The organism is Streptococcus sp. NCTC 11567, from assembly GCF_902141215.1.
Lineage (GTDB): Bacteria > Bacillota > Bacilli > Lactobacillales > Streptococcaceae > Streptococcus > Streptococcus dysgalactiae.
In genome coordinates this window covers 1,351,415-1,373,771 of sequence record NZ_LR595857.1, presented here as the reverse complement: position 1 = coordinate 1,373,771, position 22,357 = coordinate 1,351,415, and the positions used below count along the sequence as shown (strand labels likewise).

At 40.5% G+C, this 22,357-nt stretch carries 22 protein-coding genes; 17 read left to right on the top strand and 5 right to left on the bottom strand.

The features are described from left to right. Nucleotides 1-70: 70 nt before the first annotated feature. From FQT67_RS06925 to lacD, 11 genes are all read left to right on the top strand, one after another. Nucleotides 71-1,267: a pyridoxal phosphate-dependent aminotransferase gene (locus FQT67_RS06925; RefSeq protein ID WP_046177294.1), complete on the top strand. Its 1,197-nt coding sequence runs from the start codon at nt 71-73 to the stop codon at nt 1,265-1,267. Between the two features lie 37 nt (nt 1,268-1,304). Continuing rightward, complete coding sequence (asnS, locus tag FQT67_RS06920) at nt 1,305-2,651, top strand: asparagine--tRNA ligase (RefSeq protein WP_003059492.1); 1,347 nt, start codon at nt 1,305-1,307, stop codon at nt 2,649-2,651. 289 nt (nt 2,652-2,940) lie between these two features. Further along, a complete protein-coding gene (locus tag FQT67_RS06915; protein WP_015057456.1) occupies nt 2,941-3,684 on the top strand; it encodes a DUF1003 domain-containing protein in 744 nt (247 codons plus the stop codon). A gap of 132 nt (nt 3,685-3,816) precedes the next feature. Beyond that, nucleotides 3,817-4,707, top strand: a complete 891-nt coding sequence (rapZ, locus tag FQT67_RS06910) for an RNase adapter RapZ (RefSeq protein WP_046177308.1) — start codon at nt 3,817-3,819, stop codon at nt 4,705-4,707. Beyond that, nucleotides 4,704-5,681 (top strand): YvcK family protein, encoded by a 978-nt coding sequence (locus FQT67_RS06905; RefSeq protein ID WP_003050082.1) that lies wholly within the window; start codon nt 4,704-4,706, stop codon nt 5,679-5,681. Before rapZ ends, FQT67_RS06905 begins: the two co-directional genes overlap by 4 nt. Further along, the gene (whiA, locus tag FQT67_RS06900) at nt 5,678-6,589 is read left to right on the top strand and encodes a DNA-binding protein WhiA (RefSeq protein WP_022554427.1); all 912 of its coding nucleotides are present in this window, start codon (nt 5,678-5,680) and stop codon (nt 6,587-6,589) included. Before FQT67_RS06905 ends, whiA begins: the two co-directional genes overlap by 4 nt. 132 nt (nt 6,590-6,721) lie before the next feature. Further along, nucleotides 6,722-8,119 (top strand): C69 family dipeptidase, encoded by a 1,398-nt coding sequence (locus FQT67_RS06895; protein ID WP_046177295.1) that lies wholly within the window; start codon nt 6,722-6,724, stop codon nt 8,117-8,119. Nucleotides 8,120-8,269: 150 nt separating this feature from the next. Next, entirely contained in the window at nt 8,270-9,817 is a 1,548-nt protein-coding gene (locus FQT67_RS06890; protein ID WP_046177296.1) for a zinc ABC transporter substrate-binding protein AdcA, read from the top strand. 157 nt (nt 9,818-9,974) lie between these two features. After that, on the top strand, nt 9,975-10,697 hold the full coding sequence (locus tag FQT67_RS06885; RefSeq protein ID WP_003055878.1) for a GntR family transcriptional regulator: 723 nt from the start codon (nt 9,975-9,977) through the stop codon (nt 10,695-10,697). Between the two features lie 19 nt (nt 10,698-10,716). Then, a complete protein-coding gene (locus FQT67_RS06880; RefSeq protein ID WP_046177297.1) occupies nt 10,717-11,895 on the top strand; it encodes an SIS domain-containing protein in 1,179 nt (392 codons plus the stop codon). Between the two features lie 9 nt (nt 11,896-11,904). Continuing rightward, nucleotides 11,905-12,900 carry a tagatose-bisphosphate aldolase gene (gene lacD, locus FQT67_RS06875; RefSeq protein ID WP_015016845.1) on the top strand — a complete coding sequence of 332 codons (996 nt, stop codon included), beginning with the start codon at nt 11,905-11,907 and terminating at the stop codon, nt 12,898-12,900. Nucleotides 12,901-12,962: 62 nt separating this feature from the next. Here the strand turns inward: lacD and FQT67_RS06870 are convergent, their stop codons facing one another. Then, nucleotides 12,963-13,676, bottom strand: a complete 714-nt coding sequence (locus FQT67_RS06870; protein WP_003059428.1) for a GntR family transcriptional regulator — start codon at nt 13,674-13,676, stop codon at nt 12,963-12,965. 120 nt (nt 13,677-13,796) lie between these two features. Here FQT67_RS06870 and FQT67_RS06865 point away from each other — a divergent pair, with 120 nt between their 5' ends. Genes FQT67_RS06865 through FQT67_RS06845 form a run of 5 tightly spaced genes read left to right on the top strand, consistent with a single transcriptional unit; the run spans nt 13,797 to nt 18,214 of the window. Next, on the top strand, nt 13,797-15,581 hold the full coding sequence (locus FQT67_RS06865; protein WP_046177298.1) for a beta-galactosidase family protein: 1,785 nt from the start codon (nt 13,797-13,799) through the stop codon (nt 15,579-15,581). Next, complete coding sequence (locus FQT67_RS06860) at nt 15,578-16,063, top strand: PTS sugar transporter subunit IIB (RefSeq protein WP_003059439.1); 486 nt, start codon at nt 15,578-15,580, stop codon at nt 16,061-16,063. The genes FQT67_RS06865 and FQT67_RS06860 overlap by 4 nt, the downstream gene beginning before the upstream one ends. A 42-nt stretch (nt 16,064-16,105) precedes the next feature. Then, complete coding sequence (locus tag FQT67_RS06855; protein WP_003059426.1) at nt 16,106-17,008, top strand: PTS mannose/fructose/sorbose/N-acetylgalactosamine transporter subunit IIC; 903 nt, start codon at nt 16,106-16,108, stop codon at nt 17,006-17,008. Further along, complete coding sequence (locus tag FQT67_RS06850) at nt 16,995-17,810, top strand: PTS system mannose/fructose/sorbose family transporter subunit IID (protein ID WP_012766753.1); 816 nt, start codon at nt 16,995-16,997, stop codon at nt 17,808-17,810. The genes FQT67_RS06855 and FQT67_RS06850 overlap by 14 nt, the downstream gene beginning before the upstream one ends. Then, nucleotides 17,810-18,214: a PTS fructose transporter subunit IIA gene (locus FQT67_RS06845; RefSeq protein ID WP_003059425.1), complete on the top strand. Its 405-nt coding sequence runs from the start codon at nt 17,810-17,812 to the stop codon at nt 18,212-18,214. The genes FQT67_RS06850 and FQT67_RS06845 overlap by 1 nt, the downstream gene beginning before the upstream one ends. Before the next feature lie 210 nt (nt 18,215-18,424). On the opposite strand, the gene FQT67_RS06840 is transcribed toward FQT67_RS06845, so the two are convergent. From FQT67_RS06840 to yghU, 4 genes are all read right to left on the bottom strand, one after another. Beyond that, nucleotides 18,425-18,685: a type B 50S ribosomal protein L31 gene (locus FQT67_RS06840; protein WP_002985307.1), complete on the bottom strand. Its 261-nt coding sequence runs from the start codon at nt 18,683-18,685 to the stop codon at nt 18,425-18,427. Between the two features lie 115 nt (nt 18,686-18,800). Beyond that, nucleotides 18,801-19,742, bottom strand: coding sequence for a bifunctional oligoribonuclease/PAP phosphatase NrnA (locus tag FQT67_RS06835; RefSeq protein ID WP_046177299.1), 942 nt, complete (start codon nt 19,740-19,742; stop codon nt 18,801-18,803). 5 nt (nt 19,743-19,747) lie between these two features. Beyond that, entirely contained in the window at nt 19,748-20,176 is a 429-nt protein-coding gene (locus FQT67_RS06830; RefSeq protein WP_041781637.1) for a GNAT family N-acetyltransferase, read from the bottom strand. Nucleotides 20,177-20,263: 87 nt separating this feature from the next. Beyond that, nucleotides 20,264-21,043: a glutathione-dependent disulfide-bond oxidoreductase gene (yghU, locus tag FQT67_RS06825; RefSeq protein WP_012766760.1), complete on the bottom strand. Its 780-nt coding sequence runs from the start codon at nt 21,041-21,043 to the stop codon at nt 20,264-20,266. Nucleotides 21,044-21,293: 250 nt separating this feature from the next. Between yghU and add the strand changes: the two genes are divergently transcribed. Continuing rightward, entirely contained in the window at nt 21,294-22,313 is a 1,020-nt protein-coding gene (gene add / locus FQT67_RS06820) for an adenosine deaminase (protein ID WP_003056813.1), read from the top strand. Nucleotides 22,314-22,357: the final 44 nt, after the last annotated feature.

Genomic DNA, 22,357 nt, shown 5'->3' with positions numbered 1-22,357 from the left:
GCTACCAAACACAGACGAGTAAAGTGGTGATTGGCGTTAAGACAGGAAGACTGATGAAAAAGGAGATGTGATGACCAAACTATCGAGGCGTGTGTTGGACATGGAAGAAAGTGTGACTCTGGCAGCTGGTGCTAGAGCCAAGGCTTTAAAAGCTCAGGGACGCGATATTTTAAGTTTAACTTTAGGCGAGCCTGACTTTATCACACCAAAAAATATCCAAGATAAGGCTATTGAATCCATTCGAAATGGAAAAGCTAGCTTTTACACCGTTGCTTCAGGACTCCCAGAATTAAAGGCTGCCATCGCTACTTACATGGAGAATCAATATGGCTATCCTTTAGCTGCCAATGAAATTGTGGCAGGGACAGGTGCTAAGTTTATCCTTTACGCTTTCTTTATGGCTGTTTTAAATCCTGGAGACCAAGTTTTAATTCCAACGCCTTACTGGGTGTCCTATTCAGATCAAGTGAAAATGGCAGAAGGACAGCCAATATTTATCCAAGGATTAGAAGAAAATCAGTTCAAGGTTACGGTTGATCAGCTAGAAGCAGCCAGAACTAATCGAACCAAAGTGGTTTTGATTAATTCGCCGTCAAATCCGACTGGGATGATTTATGGAGCTGATGAATTAAGAGCTATTGGTGAGTGGGCAGTGGCACATGATATTATCATTTTAGCTGATGATATTTATGGTTCCTTAGTTTATAATGGCAATCAGTTTGTTCCTATTTCAACGCTTTCAGAGGCAATTCGTCGTCAAACCATTACAGTTAATGGGGTGGCTAAAAGTTATGCCATGACAGGATGGCGAGTTGGTTTTGCTGTTGGGGATCCTGAGATTATTGCCGCTATGAGCAAGATTATTGGACAGACAACATCCAATTTAACAACGGTTTCACAATATGCGGCTATTGAAGCCTTCGCAGGTGATCAGTCGTCGTTGGAAGGCATGCGGTTGGCCTTTGAAGAACGTCTAAATACTATTTACCCACTTTTAAATCAGGTGCCAGGATTTGAGGTGATGAAACCTCAAGGAGCCTTTTACTTCTTCCCAAATGTCAAGAAAGCTATGACAATGACAGGTTTTACAAATGTAACAGCCTTTACAGATGCTATCTTAGAAGAGGTTGGTCTGGCTGTCGTCAGTGGTGAAGGATTTGGAGCACCTGAGAATATTCGGTTGAGCTATGCTACTGATTTAGAGACTTTAAAAGAAGCTGTGAGACGGTTGACGGTCTTTATGGAACGCCGCACAGTAATGAATTAAATGGTACAAGCAATTTATAGAAAAGAGAGATGATAGAATGACTAAAAAATACGCTTCCATTAGTGATGTAAAAGATTATGTAGGACAAGAAGTAACCATTGGCGCTTGGGTTGCCAATAAATCAGGTAAAGGAAAAATTGCCTTTCTTCAATTACGCGATGGCTCTGCTTTTTTCCAGGCTGTTGCCTTTAAACCAAACTTTATTGAGCGTTTTGGCGAGGAAGAAGGAGCTGATAAATTTGATACTATCAAACGTTTAAGTCAAGAAACCTCTGTTTTTGTTAAAGGGATTGTCAAAGAAGATGAGCGTTCAAAATTTGGTTACGAGCTTGATGTGACAGATATTGAGGTCATCGGTGAGTCACAAGACTATCCAATCACACCAAAAGAACACGGAACAGACTTTTTGATGGACAATCGTCACTTGTGGTTACGTTCCCGTCGTCAGGCTGCTATTATGCAAATTCGTAATGCTATTATCTACGCGTCATACGAATTCTTTGACCAAAATGGCTTTATTAAATTTGATAGCCCAATTCTATCAGGAAATGCTGCAGAAAATACCACAGAACTCTTTGAAACGGATTATTTTGGAAATCCAGCTTTCCTTAGCCAATCTGGTCAATTATACCTTGAAGCGGGAATGATGGCACTTGGTCGTGTCTTTGACTTTGGTCCTGTTTTCCGTGCTGAAAAATCCAAAACACGCCGCCACTTGACTGAATTTTGGATGATGGATGCTGAGTACCCATTCTTGTCACATGAGGAATCACTGGATCTACAAGAAGCTTATGTCAAAGCGATGATTCAAGGAGTTCTTGATCGTGCACCACAAGCCTTGGAAACCTTAGAGCGTGACACAGATCTCTTGAAAAAATACATTGCTGAGCCTTTCAAACGTGTAGCCTATGATGATGCCATCAGCCTGTTACAAGAGCATGCTTCTGATGAGGACGCTGATTACGAAGCTATCCAACATGGTGATGACTTTGGTTCACCCCATGAAACTTGGATTTCAAACTACTTTGGTGTACCGACCTTTGTCGTTAACTATCCAGCTAGCTTTAAAGCTTTCTACATGAAGCCTGTTCCTGGCAATGAGGAGCGCGTGCTTTGTGCTGACTTATTGGCTCCAGAAGGCTACGGTGAAATCATCGGCGGCTCAGAACGTGAGACAGATTACAACAAACTATTAGCTAAAATCGAAGAAGAAGGTCTGAACCCAGATGACTATGCTTTCTATCTTGACCTTCGTAAATATGGTTCGGTTCCTCACTGTGGTTTTGGACTTGGCTTGGAACGTATGGTTACCTTTGTAGCTGGTACCAAGCATATCCGTGAAGCTATTCCATTCCCACGTATGTTACACCGCATTAAACCTTAATTGTCGTAAAAGCCCATGACCCCATGGGCTTTTTGGTTGCTAAAAAGGCTTGAAAAAATAAAACACGTCACAATTGATACACCTACAAGTAGTGATCATGAAAGTATTTCCTATTCTAAAGTGGCGTTAAGAAATCTTTAAGTTAGAAGGAACATAATCTCCAAGGGCAAAGTTACAAGAGCAATCATTAGAATTGATTTCAGAGATAAATAAAGCTTGTGATTACTAGGTTGCCCTGCTTTCTAAAAGAGGTGCTGATTTCTTTTAGAAAGGAGAAAAGAGGAAGCATATGACAAATAAAAAATGGGTAAAAGATGCTATTGATGCCAAAAACTATCTTATTTCAGAAGGTGTCTTTCTCTTTGAATTAGACCAGCCTTTGCAAGAACTCATCATAGCTGACTACCCCAAACTGGGACCTTCTGATTTTATTAGCCAAGAGCATTTAGCTGATTACCGCTTGCGTTACCTTAATGGCATGATGACAAGCGCTAAATTAAAAAACGATAGCATTCGAGACATGGTTTATGATGTTTCTAAAAAACAAAAAGATCATATTTTAAATGTCCAAGAGGCCTTAGACAGCCAAATTACGTTTGGACAACGGCTAGCTGATCAGGTGGCTCATTTTGGAGGAACGTGGACATTTATTATCTCCTTTGTTATTTTTATGGCTGTGTGGATGCTCTTTAATGAGATTAGTCCCTTTGGTTGGGCGTTTGATCATTACCCTTTTATTTTACTGAATCTTGCTTTATCCACCCTTGCGGCCATTCAAGCTCCGCTTATTATGATGAGTCAGAATCGGGCTTCTGAATATGACCGTTTACAAGCTAAAAATGACTATGACGTCAACAAAGCATCTGAAGAAGGCATTCGCTTGTTGCACACCAAGCTTGATCACTTGGTATTACAAGATCAGTCTGATTTGATGCAGATTCAAAAGCTACAAACAGATATTCTTATTTCAATTACTAAACAATTAGCTCGGCAATCTCGTGAAGACGTTACCTCTTCAGAAGAGAATCCTTAGCCATGTGTCTACCAACAAAATTTTTTCTATCAAACAAGGTAGAATACTCCTTATCGTTTTAAACGTTTTGGGAGGTCACCTTATGTGGTATAATAAAAGATAATCGTGCCAATAAAGAAAGGGAAGATGCAGATGCCAGATACACACATTAATTTGGTCATTGTGACAGGAATGAGCGGTGCAGGGAAAACCGTTGCCATTCAGTCATTTGAAGACCTTGGTTATTTTACCATTGACAACATGCCACCAGCCCTAGTTCCGAAATTTTTAGAGTTAATCGAACAAACCAATGAAGATCGCAGGGTAGCACTGGTTGTGGATATGAGAAGTCGTCTCTTTTTTAAAGAAATCACCTCTGTCTTAGATAGTATAGAAACGAATGAGCATATTGACTGTCGTATTCTGTTTTTAGATGCGACAGATGGGGAATTGGTTTCTCGCTATAAAGAAACCAGACGAAGCCACCCGCTCGCGTCCGATGGCCGTGTGCTTGATGGCATCCGTTTGGAAAGAGAACTTTTATCTCCTTTGAAAAGTATGAGCCAAAATGTGGTCAACACTACAGAATTAACGCCTAGACAGCTGCGTAAAGTTATTTCAGATCAGTTCGCAGGAGATTCTAATCAAGCTGCTTTCCGGATTGAAGTCATGAGCTTTGGGTTTAAATATGGTTTACCTTTAGATGCAGACTTGGTCTTTGATGTTCGCTTTTTACCCAATCCCTATTACCAAGTGAGTTTGCGAGAAAAAACAGGTCTAGATCAAGAGGTTTATGACTATGTCATGGCTCACCCCGAATCAGAAGAGTTTTACAAGCATTTGTTAAACCTTATTGCACCCATTTTGCCGGCTTATCAAAAGGAAGGGAAATCGGTCTTGACGGTGGCTATTGGCTGTACTGGTGGCCAGCATCGAAGTGTTGCTTTTGCGCATCGCTTAGCTGAAAGTTTAGCTAAAGACTGGTCAGTTAATGAAAGCCATCGTGATCAAAATCGTCGTAAGGAAACGGTAAATCGTTCATGAAAAATCCTAAAATTACTGTGATAGGTGGGGGGACTGGGATTCCCGTTATCTTAAAAAGTCTTCGGAAAGAAGCTGTTGATATTACTGCTGTTGTGACCGTTGCTGACGACGGAGGCTCCTCAGGAGAACTTCGTAATGCTATGCAATTAACCCCTCCAGGTGATTTGCGTAATGTCTTGTTAGCCATGAGTGACATGCCTAAATTTTATGAGCGGGTTTTCCAATACCGTTTTAACGAGCGTGATGGTGCTCTAGCTGGTCATCCTCTGGGGAATTTGATTATTGCTGGTATTTCTGAAATGCAGGGGTCAACCTACAATGCTGTTCAGATTTTAACCAAATTTTTTCACATCACAGGTAAAATTTACCCCTCTAGCGAGCAAGCTTTGACCCTTCATGCGGTTTTTAAAGATGGACACGAAGTAGCAGGCGAAAGCTCCATTGCCAAATACCAAGGGATGATTGATCACGTTTATGTGACCAATACCTATAATGATCAAAAACCTCAAGCCAGTCGTAAGGTGGTTGATACCATCTTAGAAAGCGATATGATTGTTTTGGGGCCAGGTTCTCTTTTTACATCCATTCTACCTAATTTGGTGATTCCAGAAATTAAAGAAGCCCTGCGTCAAACCAAAGCTGAAATCGTTTATATTTGCAACATCATGACCCAATATGGAGAGACTGAACAATTTTCGGATGCTGATCACGTGGCTGTTCTAAATCAGCATTTGGGAACAGATCTTATTGATACAGTATTGGTAAATGTGGCTAAAGTCCCTCAAGCTTATATGAATTCTAACAAATTTGATGAGTACCTTGTTCAGGTTGATCACGATTTTGCTGGGCTATGTCAGTCTGCTAAACGGGTGATTTCTTCTCATTTTTTACGATTGGAGAATGGCGGAGCCTTTCATGATGGTAACCTGGTGGTTGAAGAATTGATGAACTTAGTGAGGATTGCTAAACCATGAGTTTCACAACTAAAGTTAAAGAAGAATTAATTCATTTATCCACTGCAGATAAAAATGAGCTGGCAGCTATCATCAAATTATCAGGTAGTTTGGGTTTGGTCAATCAAGGGCTTCATTTGTCTATTACAACTGAAAATGCTAAAATCGCTCGCTACATTTACTCGCTAATTGAAGATGATTATGCCATTGTGCCAGAAATCAGGTATCATCAGAAGACAAATCTTCGCAAAAATCGTGTGTATACCGTCTATGTGGAGCAAGGCGTTGACACTATTTTAGCTGACTTAAAGCTGGCTGATTCATTTTTTGGTTTGGAAACAGGCATTGAACCTCAAATCTTATTGAATGATGATGCTGGTCGTTCCTATCTCAAAGGTGCTTTTTTAGCGTCAGGAAGTATCAGAGATCCCGAGTCAGGCAAGTACCAGCTAGAAATGTATTCTGTCTACCTTGATCACGCGCAGGATTTAGCCCAGTTGATGCAAAAATTCATGCTGGATGCTAAAACCATCGAGCATAAGAGTGGTGCCGTGACCTACCTACAAAAGGCAGAAGATATCATGGATTTCTTGATAATTGTCGGTGCGATGACTTGTAAAGAAGAGTTTGAAGGGATTAAGGTGTTGCGCGAAGCCCGCAATGACATTAATCGAGCCAATAATGTAGAGACAGCTAATATAGCAAAGACCATCAGTGCTAGCATGAAAACCATTAATAACATTATTAAGATTATGGATACAATTGGTTTAGAAAGTTTACCAATTGAATTACAACAGGTAGCACAACTTCGGGTTAAGCATCCAGACTATTCCATTCAACAAGTTGCTGATGCCCTTGAGTTCCCAATCACCAAGAGCGGGGTCAACCATCGCTTGCGTAAAATCAATAAAATTGCAGATGACTTATAGAACATTTTTATCGTATGAGCCTTTGTTCATACGATTTTTTTGTCTAAAAGTCGTTTTCCATTGTTTTTTTGAAGTGTCTGATGTTCTGTGATATGATAAAAGGGATAATAACGTTTGTAAAGGAGACTGATAATGGCATGTACAACTATACTCGTCGGTAAAAAGGCATCTTATGATGGCTCAACCATGGTTGCTCGAACAGAAGATTCTCAAAATGGAGATTTCACGCCTAAAAAAATGATTGTGGTGAAACCAGAAGATCAACCGAGACATTACCGTTCGGTGCAATCTTCCTTTGAAATGGACTTACCGGACAATCCCATGACTTACACGTCTGTTCCCGATGCGCTTGGTAAAGATGGTATCTGGGCAGAAGCAGGCGTGAACGAGGCTAATGTGGCCATGTCAGCAACTGAAACCATCACTACCAATTCTCGTGTTTTAGGGGCAGATCCTCTAGTAGCTTCTGGTATTGGTGAGGAGGACATGGTGACCTTAGTGCTCCCTTATATCCGTTCTGCGCGTGAAGGGGTTTTGCGCCTTGGTGCCATTTTAGAAGACTATGGCACTTACGAGTCAAATGGTGTGGCTTTTTCAGATGAACATGACATTTGGTGGCTGGAAACGATTGGTGGTCATCACTGGATTGCAAGACGGGTGCCAGATGATGCTTATGTCACCAATCCCAATCAATTTGGCATTGATCATTTTGAATTTAACAATCCTGAAGATTACCTTTGCTCAGTTGATTTAAAGGACTTTATTGACATGTATCACTTAGATTTAACCTATAGCCATGAGCATTTTAATCCGCGCTATGCTTTTGGTAGCCAACGTGATAAAGACCGTCACTATAATACGCCACGTGCTTGGATCATGCAAAAATTCTTAAACCCAGAAATTGTGCAAGACCCACGTAGTTTTGAACTTCCTTGGTGTCAAAAACCTTACCGTAAAATCACTGTAGAAGATGTTAAATACGTTTTGAGCAGTCACTATCAGGATACGGTTTATGATCCTTATGGTTCAGAAGGAACTCCTGTTAGTAAGAAAGTCTTTCGTCCTATTGGCATTAATCGTACAAGCCAAACGGCTATTTTGCAAATTCGTCCTCATAAACCTAAAGAAATTGCGGCTATCCAGTGGATGGCTTATGGGTCAATGCCATTTAATACCATGGTACCTTTTTTCACACAGGTGAAGACTATTCCAGATTATTTTGCTAACACTCACGAAAATGTGTCTACCGATAATTTTTATTGGACCAACCGTCTGATTGCGGCTCTAGCAGATCCTCACTACGATCATCATGAAACTGATTTGGACAATTACTTGGAAGAAACCATGGCAAAAGGTCATGCCATGTTACATGCTGTGGAAGCACAGTTATTGGCTGGTGAAACAGTCGATTTGGAAGAGGAAAATCAAAAAATGAGTGACTATGTGCAAGGAGAAACGCAGACGCTGTTGAACAAGATTCTCTTTGACGCTAGCAATCTAATGACCAATCGTTTCAGTCTTAGTGACTAAACAAATCCAAGGTTGAGCAGAAGAGCTCAGCCTTTTTCTACTTCTCTTCATGAATGATAAGATTAAAAACATCAAAAACTTGGAAAAACGATGAGAGTGTGTTATACTTAACTGGTCAATTTTTAACCAGTTAAGTACAAAGGAGGAATCATGAAGAAGAAAATTCTTTTAATGATTAGTTTAATCGGTGTGTTTTTTGCTTGGCAACTTAGCCAAGCAAAACAAGTGTTAGCAGAGGGTAAAGTTAAGGTTGTCACAACTTTCTACCCTGTCTACGAATTTACAAAAGGTGTTATTGGTAATGATGGCGATGTCTCACTATTGATGAAGGCAGGAACAGAGCCTCATGATTTTGAACCGTCAACCAAAGACATTAAAAAAATTCAAGATGCAGATGCGTTCGTTTATATGGACGACAACATGGAAACATGGATTTCTGATGTTAAAAAATCATTGAAATCTAAAAAAGTAACCATTGTTAAAGGAACTGGTAACATGCTACTTGTAGCAGGAGCTGGACATGACCATCACCATGAGGATGCTGACAAAAAGCATGAGCATAATAAACATAGCGAAGAAGGACACAACCATGCTTTTGACCCACACGTGTGGTTGTCACCATACCGTAGCATTACGGTCGTTGAAAATATTCGCGACAGTCTTTCAAAAGCTTACCCAGAAAAAGCAGAGAACTTCAAAGCCAATGCCGCTACTTATATTGAAAAATTAAAAGAGCTTGACAAAGACTATACGGCAGCACTTTCAGATGCTAAGCAAAAGAGCTTTGTCACTCAACATGCTGCTTTTGGCTACATGGCACTTGACTATGGCTTGAACCAAATTTCTATTAATGGTGTCACACCAGATACAGAACCATCAGCAAAACGTATTGCTACTTTGTCAAAATACGTTAAAAAATATGGCATCAAATACATTTATTTTGAGGAAAATGCTTCAAATAAGGTAGCTAAAACGTTAGCTAAGGAAGCAGGAGTTAAAACAGCTGTTCTTAGTCCTCTTGAAGGCTTAACAGAAAAAGAAATGAAAGCAGGCGAAGATTACTTTACAGTCATGCGCAAAAACCTTGAAACATTACGCTTGACGACTGATGTTGCCGGTAAAGAAATCCTTCCAGAAGAAGATACCACTAAGACAGTGTATAATGGTTACTTCAAAGATAAAGATGTCAAAGACCGTAAATTATCTGACTGGTCTGGTAACTGGCAGTCTGTTTACCCATACCTTCAAGATGGCACTTTAGACCAAGTTTGGGATTACAAGGCTAAAAAATCTAAAGGTAAAATGACAGCAGCTGAATACAAAGATTACTACACTACTGGTTACAAAACTGATGTGGAGCAAATCAACATTAATGGTAAGAAAAACACCATGACATTTGTGCGAAATGGTGAAAAGAAAACCTTTACTTACAAATATACTGGTAAAGAAATATTGACTTATCCAAAAGGAAATCGTGGGGTTCGTTTCATGTTTGAAGCTAAAGAAGCAGATGCTGGCGAATTCAAATACGTTCAATTCAGTGACCATGCCATTGCTCCGGAAAAAGCAGAGCATTTCCACTTGTATTGGGGTGGTGATAGCCAAGAAAAATTACATAAAGAGTTAGAACATTGGCCAACTTACTACGGTTCAGACTTATCTGGTCGTGAAATTGCCCAGGAAATTAACGCTCATTAATGCTAAAAAAAGCAAACCTAAGAAAGATTAGGTTTGCTTTTTGTTTTCTTTCTTTTATTTTTAATCAAAAATTTTTAATATTTCTAAATATTTGCTTGACTAAGTCTTATTATTATAATATACTTTAGGTGGTTATAACAAGTTAGAGGTGAATAGGATGCCAAAAGAACAACCACTCTATTTACAGATTGTTGATGCCCTAGAAGTTAAAATCAGAAAGAGCATGACAGCGAACGATAAGTTACTGTCAGAACGAGAACTAAGCGACCTTTACGGTGTTAGCCGCATCACGATTAGACTTGCTCTTAAAGAATTAGAACTACGGGGCTTAATTTATAAAAAGCAGGGCAAGGGAACCTATGTTTCTGGTATCAAGGAACCCGCCACTGATTTATCAAGTACATATAGCTTTACAGAGCAGATGAAAAAAATGGGAAAAATGCCTAAAACAGAAATTCTTTCCTTTGAACAGTATCAAGTGACACCCTACTTATCTGGTCTCTTGGAGATAGATGTTGATACTGACGTTTTTGAATTAGAGCGTCTAAGGATTGCAGATGATATGCCCTTGATGTTTGAACGATCCTATATTCCTGCTCAGCTTTTTCAAGGGTTAAGCATTGCGGACTTGAAGTGTAAGCCAATGTACGATTTATTTGCAGAGGATTACCAAGAAACTATTCGCCTAGCAGAAGAAGAGTTTTATGCTAGCATTGCCTTGGACTATGAAGCAGACCTTTTGGGAATCAAAAAAGGAGATCCTGTCTTACATATTATTCGTAAAACTTATAACGATAAAAATATTTTGATCGAATTTACTTTCAGTATTGCAAGAGCAGACCAGTTTAGGTATAGGGTACAACATCACCCCAACGGTTAAAGAAATGGGAGGTTAATACATGTTTACAAAATCGCAGGAAGCTTTGGAAGCTTTTGGTGCAGCTATCACTACCAAAGAAATCAAGCAACAACCAGCTTTGTGGCAAGAAACCATGACTTCTTTTGACATAACAAAAGAAGCCCTAGTTTCTTTTTTAAAGGCAGTATATGAAAGCGCTAACGGAAATAGAGTTCGTGTTATTTTTACAGGTGCAGGAACATCAGAATATGTTGGCAATACTATTTGTCCCTACTTGAATAAGGTAGGGAATCGGCAGCGCTATTTCTTTGATAGTATTGCTTCAACGGATCTGGTTGCGGCGCCAGAATATTATCTTGCTGAGGAAGAGACGGTACTATTAGTCTCCTTTGCTAGGAGTGGTAATAGTCCAGAAAGTGTGGCAGCTGTTAATCTGATCAATCAACTGGTACCGAATAGTTATCATTTAATCATTACGTGTGCCAAAGATGGGGAGCTGGCGAAAAAAGCACAGCAAGATGATCATTCTCTTCTCTATTTAATGCCAGAAGCTGCCAATGATGCTGGTTTTGCAATGACAGGTAGCTTCACTTGCATGATGCTAGCAGCTCTTTTGATTTTTGATGATGCGACCGACTTATCTCAGAAGCAGTCTTATGTGGCTGATATGGTTTTTGCTGGACAAGCTATTCTTGATCAAGAAGAACGGCTACAAGAGCTAGCTGATTTAGGATTTGAACGTCTAGTTTATCTGGGTTCAGCAAGTCTAGCTAACTTAACCCAGGAGGCTCAACTAAAAATGCTAGAATTGACTGCTGGTCAGGTTGCAACAGTTTATGAGTCTTCGATGGGATTTAGGCATGGGCCAAAGTCCTTTATCAACATGGACACCTTGGTAATAGGATTTGTCAATAGTGACCCTTATGTTAGACAATATGATTTAGAGATATTAGAAGAAGTTAGAGCAGATGGCATTGCACTTAAAACACTAGCTCTCTTGCAAAAAGGTCCAACCAATTTTTCAGGAGATCAATTTTTATTGGAAGCTAGTCAGTTATTGCCGGATGCCTATCTTGCCTTTCCAATGATTTTAGTGGCACAAATGCTAGCTCTCTTGACAGCTATTACAGTAGGAAATCGTCCTGACACCCCATCTGCAACAGGTACAGTTAATCGTGTGGTCAAAGGGGTAACGATTCACCCTTATCCTAGCAAGTAGGAGGTTGATATGCATCAATTATCAGAGGCAAAATACAGTTATTTAGAAAAAGTGAGCCACCGAGGAATCATTTCAGCTCTGGCTTTTGACCAACGTGGCGCCTTAAAACGCATGATGGCAGCTCATCAGGAAGCAGAGCCAAGGGTTGAGCAAATGGAAACCCTGAAAGTTTTGGTATCAGAGGAGTTGACCCCTTATGCCTCATCCATTTTGTTAGACCCTGAATATGGCTTACCAGCAATCAAGGTTCGTGATGACAATGCTGGCTTGCTCCTAGCCTATGAAAAAACAGGCTACGATGCGACTACAACTAGTCGTCTACCTGATTGTCTGGTAGAATGGTCTGTTAAGCGACTGAAAGAAGCTGGGGCTGATGCCATCAAATTTCTACTCTACTATGATGTGGATGGTGATGAGCAAATCAACTTGCAAAAGCAGGCCTACATTGAACGTATCGGTTCTGAGTGCACCGCTGAAGATATTCCTTTCTTCCTTGAAATACTGAGCTATGACGAAACCATTGCAGACAATAGCAGCGCAGCTTTTGCAAAGGTGAAGCCTCATAAGGTCAACGGAGCAATGACTGTTTTCTCTGATGACCGGTTTGGCATTGACGTTCTTAAAGTTGAAGTGCCGGTTAACATGGCCTATGTGGACGGTTTTGCTAAAGGTGAAGTGCTTTACAGTCAAGAAGAGGCTGCTCAGGCCTTTCGAGATCAAGAAGCCGCTAGCCATTTACCTTATATTTATTTGAGTGCTGGTGTATCTGCCCAACTCTTCCAAGAAACTTTGCGTTTTGCGGCAGCAGCAGGTGCTAAATTTAGTGGGGTGCTTTGTGGACGTGCTACCTGGGCAGGAGCTGTTCCGGTTTATATTAGAGAGGGCGAGGAGGCAGCTAGGAACTGGCTCCGTACTGAAGGTTTCCAAAATATTGACGAGTTGAACAAGGTGTTGGAAGCAACAGCTACTCCTTGGACAGAAAAAATCACCAGCCCATATCTTTAGTGGAAAATGAGGCATAAAAAAACAATACCCAAGGCGATATGGCAGTAGGTATTGCAAGAAGCTTATTGATAATCACTGGAAGACAGTTCATACGAGAAGAATTCCCAGTGTTTGTAAACTTGGGCGTATTCTAGAACGCGTTGATTACTTTTAGATCGAGTGATTTTGGTTTGAAGCACGCAAGGAGCACTGTCTGTTAGCTGCAGAAAGTCTTTAACAGCTTGTGGCATTTGGGTGGTCAAGCAGGTTTCTTGTCTAAATGTCTGATTAGCCATTTGAATGGTGAAATCAAGAAAGAAGCGTTTATAAAGCGATTGATAGGTACTCAAGTCACGATCCTCTGATAATAAATAATCATGAGGAATGTAAGACAACTGGTAAAGGTAGGGCCTGCCATTGAGAGTTCGTTCTCTTGTAAGGACATAATAATATTCAGTCTTATGTAGTTCCAGACGTTTTAAATAGGCAGGGTCATTTCCTTTGGTGAGACTGATGACGCGAACTAATTCAGATTGATTTTTTAGGGTGTCAAGGTAGGCGAACTGCACCAGCTTTTCTTTGCGTGTTCTGGCAATAAAACTGCCAATCCCTTGTTTACGGTTAATAAACCCTTCTTTTTCTAACTCTTTTAAAGCTCGAATAATGGTAATGGAGCTAACGTTGAAGCGATTAATTAGCTCTGCCTCGGTGAAAAATTTGTCACCAACATGGTAATGGTCTGATAAAATCTGGTCTTGTAATTCTTCTTTAATTAATTGATATTTAGGGCGTTTCATTGATATAGCATCTCATCTTTACAAGTTATTATTAGCTATTATAACAAAAAAGCCAGAAGATAGCATGCTTCCCTTGCATGAGATCCCCTCTAGCCTACGCTTAACTTAAAAGGAGGAAAAGTGGAACGATTTCAAATCAAAGAGGTGTTTTACCTTGATGGGAAACCCTTTAAAATCTTATCTGGAGCGGTTCATTATTTTAGAATTATCCCAGACAGTTGGTACCGTGTCTTGTATAACCTAAAAGCTCTGGGGTTTAATACGGTTGAGACTTATGTGCCTTGGAACTTGCATGAGCCACAAAAAGGACATTTCTGCTTTGAAGGTCTTGCAGACTTAGAAGCCTTTCTCGATTTGGCTCAGAATCTTGGCTTGTATGCCATTGTGAGACCCTCTCCTTATATTTGTGCTGAATGGGAATTTGGTGGTTTACCTGCTTGGTTACTAGAAGAGCCATGTAGAGTTCGTTCACGAGATAAGGTCTATTTAGACCATGTCGCAGCTTACTATGATGTGCTTCTCCCCAAATTAGCCAAACGTCAACTGGACCGCGGGGGTAATATCCTCATGTTCCAAGTAGAAAATGAATATGGCTCTTATGGAGAGGACAAGGAGTATCTTCGTGCTTTGAAAGACATGATGCTAGCGCGAGGCATTGAAGCACCGCTTTTTACCTCTGATGGGGCTTGGGAAAGTGCCTTGGAGGCAGGAAGCTTAATTGAAGATAATCTTTTAGTAACAGGAAACTTCGGTTCTAAGGTTTCTCAAAATGTGGCCAGCCTTAGGGCATTTATGTCTAAACATGGCAAAGAATGGCCCATGATGTGCATGGAATTTTGGCTGGGTTGGTTTAATCGGTGGGGAGAGGCGATTATTCGACGGGATCCTCAAGAAACCGTAGCTACTATCATGGATATGATTGAACAAGGAAGTATCAACCTTTATATGTTCTGTGGCGGTACCAATTTTGGGTTCATGAATGGCTCATCAGCCAGACTGCAAAAGGACCTCCCGCAAGTGACCTCTTACGATTACGATGCCCTGCTGGATGAAGCAGGAAATCCTACCCTCAAATACAGTCTTTTGCAGAAAGCCTTAAAAGCTACTTACCCAGATTTAGCATTTGCAGAACCGCTAGTCAGCCCGAGCATGGCTATCGGTCCTATCCCTCTTACACAAAAAGTAAGTTTGATGACGACGCTCAAAAATGTAAGCGGTATCACTTTTAGTTTTTACCCGCAATCTATGGAAGCCTTAAACCATTCTTTGGGATATATGTTGTATCGTAGTAGGCTTTCCAAGTACGGTGATCAAGAAAGGTTGCGAATCATTGATGCTAGAGATCGTGTTCAGGTATTCTTAGATGATAGGCGAATCCAAACCCAGTATCAAGAGGACATTGGAAAGGATATTTTGATGACTCTTTCAAAGCAGAGGTCTCAACTAACCATTTTAGTTGAAAACATGGGACGAGTCAGCTATGGTCATAAGTTGACTGCTCCTAGTCAACACAAGGGGCTGGGGCGTGGCGTAATGAGTGATTTACATTTTATAGGGCAGTGGGAACAGATTCCTTTAGATTTTCAAGAACTGTCCTGGCTGGATTTTTCACAGGGTTGGATTGAGGGGCTCCCGAGTTTTTATGCCTATGATTTTGACTGCCAAGTGCCAACTGATACTTATATTGACTTAAGTCAATTTGGTAAAGGGATTGCTCTAATCAACGGCTTTAATTTGGGTAGATTTTGGCAAAAAGGCCCTATCTTGTCCCTCTATTTACCAAAAGGATTGTTACAGAAAGGAAAGAATCGTTTGGTGATTTTTGAAACCGAAGGGCAATATAGTGAGACCCTTCATTTAACCAAGACCCCCATTTATCAAACTATAAAAGGAGAAGAAGGATGACAATTGTAGCAACACGTATTGATGGTCGGTTAATTCATGGCCAAGTCGCAAATCTATGGACAACTAAGTTAAACATTAGTCGTATCATGGTTGTAGATGAGGATATTGTTAATAGTGATTTAGAAAAAACAGCTCTGAAGTTAGCGACTCCAGCAGGCATAAAATTATCTGTTCTAACGATTGACAAAGCAGCCACCAATATCTTGGCAGGCCGTTATGATTCCCAACGTTTATTGATTGTGGCTAAACGCCCTAAAACTTTTCTAGGCCTTATGAACAAAGGGGTGACTCTTACAGAACTGAATGTGGGCAACATGTCTCAAACGCCTGAAACCCGTTCGGTAACCCGTTCCATCAATGTGGTGGATGAAGATATCCAAGACTTTGATGCTATTCAGGCTAAAGGAACACACCTTATTGCTCAAATGGTTCCAGGAGATACTCCCGCAGACTTTATACCTTTATTGGATAAAGTGAGATAATTCTGTACACCTTAAGACATTACTTTTTTGGAGGAAATCATTATGATTCAATGGTGGCAAATTTTACTTCTAACCTTGTATTCGGCTTACCAAATTTTGGACGAACTGACCATTAATACCTCAGCGGGTTCTCCTGTATTTGCGGGCTTTATAGCAGGTCTTATCATGGGAGATTTGAAAACAGGTCTTCTTATTGGTGGTAGCTTACAATTAATGGTCCTTGGTGTAGGTACTTTTGGAGGTGCTTCCCGGATTGATGCAACGTCAGGTGCGGTCTTAGCAACTGCTTTCTCAGTGGCACAGGGCATTAATGCGGAGTTAGCCGTTTCAACAATTGCTGTTCCCGTAGCAGCTCTGATGGTTTACACTGATATTCTTGGACGTTTTTCAACAACCTTCTTTGCTCACCGCATTGACCGTCACGTGGAAAACTTTAACTATAAGGGGATTGAACGAAATTACTTAATGGGAGCCTTGCCTTGGGCTTTATCTCGTGCCCTTCCTGTCTTTATTGCTCTTGCCTTTGGAGCTGGTGCTGTTCAAACCTTGGTGGATTGGGTTGACAGTGTCAAATGGTTGGCTGATGGGCTTAAATTAGCTGGTATGATGCTACCAGGGCTTGGTTTTGCTATCTTACTTCATTACTTACCAGTTAAACGTAATCTTCACTACCTCGCCCTTGGCTTTGGTCTCACTGCTATGTTAACTGTGATTTATACAAACTTACAAACCGTGTCAGGAACATTGACCGATGTAATTAAAGAAGCAGGTTTGAAGACAACAGTCTTTAATGGGGCACCTTTTAAAAGTTTACCAATGATTGGGATTGCGATTATTGGTGGAGCTCTAGCAACCCTTCATTATAAAAATAGTCAACAGGTAACTCTTGTTGAGCCAAAGGCAGAAGTGTCAGAAAGTGGGGAAATTGAAGATGATGAAATCTAAGTATACCTTAACCAAAGAAGATTTTAAGCAGATCAATAAGCGTAGCCTCTTTACTTTCCAATGGGGCTGGAATTACGAACGGATGCAAGGTTCTAGTTACCTTTATATTATCTTGCCACAACTGCGCAAAATGTATGGAGATGGTACACCTGAATTAAAAGAGATGATGAAGACCCATACCCAATTCTTCAATACATCAAATTTCTTCCACACTATTATTACAGGGATTGATTTGGCGCTTGAAGAAAATGAAGGTTTAGCTTCAAAAGATGCGGTCAATGGGGTCAAGACAGGTCTTATGGGACCATTTGCTCCGATTGGAGATTCTCTTTTCGCTTCCCTTGTGCCAACGATTATGGGATCGCTAGCAGCTGGTTTGGCTAAAGAAAATAATCCCTTAGGCCTCTTTCTTTGGATAGCTGTGGCCTGGCTCATTAATATTTTCCGTTGGAAACAATTAGAAATTGCTTACCTACAAGGAACCAAGTTGGTTACTACTATGCGCAACCATTTAACAGCTATTGTTGATGCTGCTTCTGTCATGGGCGTCTTTATGGTCGGAGCACTCATTGCTAGCATGATTAATTTTGAAGTTAGTCTCAACATCCCTATGGGGGCAGGGCTGGATGTGCAAAATTTGCTTAACATGATTTTCCCTCGTCTGGTCCCAGCAGCTTTTACTGGTTTTGTTTATTGGTTGCTTGGGCGTAAGGGCATGACATCAACGAAAGCTATCTTAGTTATCATTGTGATTGCTATTGCTTGCTCAGCCTTTGGTCATTTTATCATGGGGATGAGCTAATGGGAAAACAGTTAGTATTAGTCAGTCACGGTCCTTTTTGCGAGGCCTTAAAAGCCAGTACAGAAATGATTATGGGAGCTCAGGAAGGTATTATAACAGTTCCTTTACTGGCTTCAGAAGGAATTGAGGACTTTCGTCAAAAATTCTTAACAAGCATCGAAGGAATAGAAGAAGTTGTTGTCTTTGCAGACTTAATGGGAGGAACACCCTGTAATGTTCTTAGTCGTCTCTTGATGGAGGGCTATCAATTCGAATTGTATGCTGGTATGAATATGCCTATGGTTATCGGTTTCATCAATGCTAATCTCCTCGGAGAAACGGTTGACCTTAAAGCATTTGCAAGTGAGAATATTCATGATGTTAAGGCTCTACTTAAGCAATTTCCAGATGATGACGACGAGTAACCCTCTTTCAAAGTATTTTGAGTCATCAGACAGCTTATTGAGTTGAGCCAAATCTTATCTATGCGACAAAACTCCCTACTCTTTTATAAAAGAAGCTGCAGAAAAGGAAGCAAAGTTTAGGTGCTTTGACTAGAAGCAATAGCCTCGATGATGCTATTGACATAAAAGAAAACCCCTCCTGAAACAGGAAGGGTTTTCGTATTGTCTTGCTTATTTTGCTGCGTTTGCGTCTTTGAGACCGTATTTTTTGTTGAAGCGGTCCACGCGTCCATCTGCTTGAGTGAACTTTTGACGTCCTGTGTAGAATGGGTGTGAATCTGATGAAATTTCCACACGGATAAGTGGGTAAGTTTCACCTTCAAACTCAACAGTTTCTTTAGAAGCTTTTGTTGAGCCGCTAAGGAACTGGTAACCTGTAGTTGTATCAAGGAAAACAACTGGACGATAATCTGGATGAATGTCTTTTCTCATCTTAAAAAAATTCCTTTCTGCCATGACACGTTCTGCATCATAGTTATTAACCATTCTAGTTTAACAGAAGTTGAAAGACTTGACAAGCCTTTTCTCTGATTATTTCACAGAAAAACTAATTTCCCTGACAAACAGCAATCAACTCTTGATAAATCGTTTGATTTTCTTCTAAACTAGCTGAATTGGCTCCACTTGCAAGAGGATGGCCCCCACCGTCATGGCGCTTTGCGATACCGTTGATAACTTTTTCTTTACTGCGCATGCGAACGCGGTAGCTACCATCAGCTTGTTCAACGAAAATAGCCCAGGCCTTAACGATATCAATTTTACCTGGAGCTGAGACAATGGCAGAGCTTTCAGCTAAGGACACGTCAAAGGTTTTAAGGGTGTCTTGACTGAGAAGGACATAAGCAGCGCCGCTCTCATCAATTGTGAGATGATCAAAAACATAACCTTGTAGCTTTGCAATTTTAAAAGGGAAAGAATCCATTTGCGTAGATATAGCTGCAAAATCAAAATGGAAATGTCTAAGCTGGCTAGCAATGGTGAGGGTTTTACTGGTAGTTGATGCATAGAGGAAACGACCAGTATCCCCAACAATACCAGTGTATAAGAGACTAGCCGCCTTGTCAGAAATCATCAGGTTTTGACTAAAGGCAAAGTCTGCAATGATTTCACTAGCACTGGAAGCAGTTGTGTCCACATAATAGACATCACCATAGATATCTTCATTTGGGTGATGATCAATTTTCATCAAACAGTTGCCATTGAGGTAACGGTCATCATCAATTCTTGGTCGATTAGCAGTATCAGTGACGATGACCAAGGCTTCCTTGTAATCCTCATCATCCACCTGATCCATTTGACTTATCCAAGTGAGACTGGGTTCGTCAAAACCGGTCATCAAGACCTTTTTATCTGGGTAATTTTGTTTAATGATTTCTTTTAAGCCTGCCTGGCTCCCTAGAGCATCAGGATCGGGATTTTGATGACGATGGATAATAATCGTCTGGTAAGCTTTAATGGTTTCTAGAATAGTTTCAAAAGTTGTTGTCATGTTTTTTAATCTTTCAGCATATCAAGGTGGGGAATGTCATCTTCTAAATAAATTTCAGAGATTGGTTTAAAACCAAATGAGGCATAAAATTGTTCTAAGTAAGCCTGTGCCTGAGCATAAACAGGTAAATCTGGAAACTGATTCTCAGCTACCTCTAAGGCTTTGGCGACCAAGTCACGACCAAGACCAATTTTTCGAACGCGACTAGCCACTAAAACTCTTCCTAGTTTCAGCTGGTCTTTTGTGGGGATTAAGCGACAGTAAGCCGTGATACCAAGCTCATCTTTAGTAAAGAGGTGTAGGGCTTCTTTATCGAGCTCATCCACTTCAGGGTAAGGACAGGCCTGTTCTACAATAAAGACAGCAACACGCTCCTTATAAATCGCAAAAAGCTCTTCTGTAGATAATTGGTCAAAAGGTTTTAGGGTCCACATCATCTTACTTCCTCCATTGTTGTCTTCTTTGTCTCATATTATAGCACAATCTTCTTTTAAAATTGCCAAAAGCAGTCAAGAAAACAGTTAAGATATAGCTTGGTAGTCTGCAGCTAGTCCTCGATTGACAGCAGGACGTTTGGCGATAGTGTGGCTCCAAGCCTGTATATGCTTGTAATGATTCACTTGAAGAAATTGCCCAGCCCTGTTCCAAAGCTTGTCTTGGACTAATTGCCCATACCATGACCAGATGGCAATATCGGCAATGGTATAGTGATCACCAGCAATGTAAGGTTTTTGGGATAATTCTCTATCTAATAAATCAAGTTGGCGTTTAGCTTCCATAGCAAAGCGGTCAATAGGGTATTCTAATTTTTCCTTGGCGTAATGGAAAAAATGACCAAAGCCACCGCCCAAAAAGGGGGCAGCACCAGTCTGCCAAAATAACCAATTGAGGACTTCAGCACGCTCTTTGGGTGCTTGAGGGATCAGTTGATGGTGTTTATCAGCAAGATAAAGTAAAATATGTGCCGATTCAAAGACACGAATGGGCTCTTCTCCTGATAAGTCGAGCAGAGCAGGGATTTTAGCATTTGGGTTGATACTTACAAAGTCACTGCCAAATTGTTCTCCTTTAGAGATATCGATACGAAACAAGTCGTAGTCAACTCCTGAAACACCTAATCCTTTTAACTCTTCAAACATAATAGTAGCTTTAATGCCATTTGGTGTTCCAAGGGAGTAGAGTTGGTAAGGCTTCTTCCCTTTAGGTAAAATTTCCTCAAACCGACTTCCTGCAGTGTCAGCATTGAGTCCTGACATGCGCCCTTTATTTTCCCAAATCTCGGGAATATGATAGCTTGTCATTTAAAAACCTCCTGTTCGCTTTTTCTTATTGTCATCATAGCAGAAGCCCAAATAAAGCACAAAAATTTGCTACAAGTTATCTTTTTGAAGATAAAGTTCGGGTTTTGTTTGATTTTTATGAAAATAAATTTTTCAGCCTTTCTAAAGTTTATAAAATACAGACATTACACCCGAAAATGTGACAAAAATTGCTTGCTTTTTCCTTTAGTTTTGGTATGATATTAAAAAAATCTTTACAAGGAGACCTGCTTTGGAAACGATAGACTTTAACACAATAGCTAAAACAGAATTGCATTGCCACCTTGATGGTTCCCTCTCCTTAGAGGTCATTCGTCAATTAGCAGCCTTAGCGAATGTAACCTTACCCGAAGACGACGCTAGCTTAAAGACCTTGGTTACAGCTCCAGAAACCTGCGAATCATTGATGGATTACCTTAAAACATTTGATGTTATAAGACCTCTTTTACAGACGCAAGAGGCCTTGGAATTAGCTGCTTATGACGTAATGAAGCAAGCGGCAGCTGACCAAGTGATTTATATTGAGATTCGTTTTGCACCAGAATTGTCGATGGATCAAGGACTAACAGCTGTGGATGTTGTAGAAGCTGTGTTAGCAGGTATTCAAAAAGGTCAAGAAGACTTTGGTATTGTGGGCAAGGCTATTGTGTGTGGGCTTCGTCAATCGTCTCAAGCAGTGAGTCAAACTATTTTTGACCAGGTGGTTTCTTTGGCGCCAAAAGGCCTAGTCGGTTTTGATTTTGCAGGTAATGAACTTGACTTCCCGCCAACTGTATTAGAAAGAATAATTAAGCAAACCAAAGAACGGGGTCTTCCTTTTACCTTGCATGCTGGAGAATGTGGCTGTCCTAACTATATTTCAGATGCTATTGATTTAGGAATCAAGCGCTTAGGTCATGTCTCAGCTATTCATCATCAAAAAGAGTTACTGTCTAAGTTTATTGAAAATGAGGTGACTGCAGAACTCTGCCTGACTAGCAACCTCCAGACGAAAGCTGCGAGGTCGATAGCGGATTTTCCTTATTTAGAAATGAAAGCAGCAGGAGCTAAGGTAACGATTAATACAGACAATCGCACGGTTTCTGATACCAATTTAATCAAAGAATACCAACTCTTTGCCCAACATTTCCAAACAGGCGCAGCAGATTTTCTGTTGCACAATCAAGATGCTATCAAGGCTAGTTTTGCCAGTCCAATCGAAAAAGCAGAGCTTCTGAATCGTCTTGAACAATCATATCAGCCTTATCTTTAAAGAATTAGTGCTTTTCCCTAAAAAGTGTGCTAAAATAAAAATAG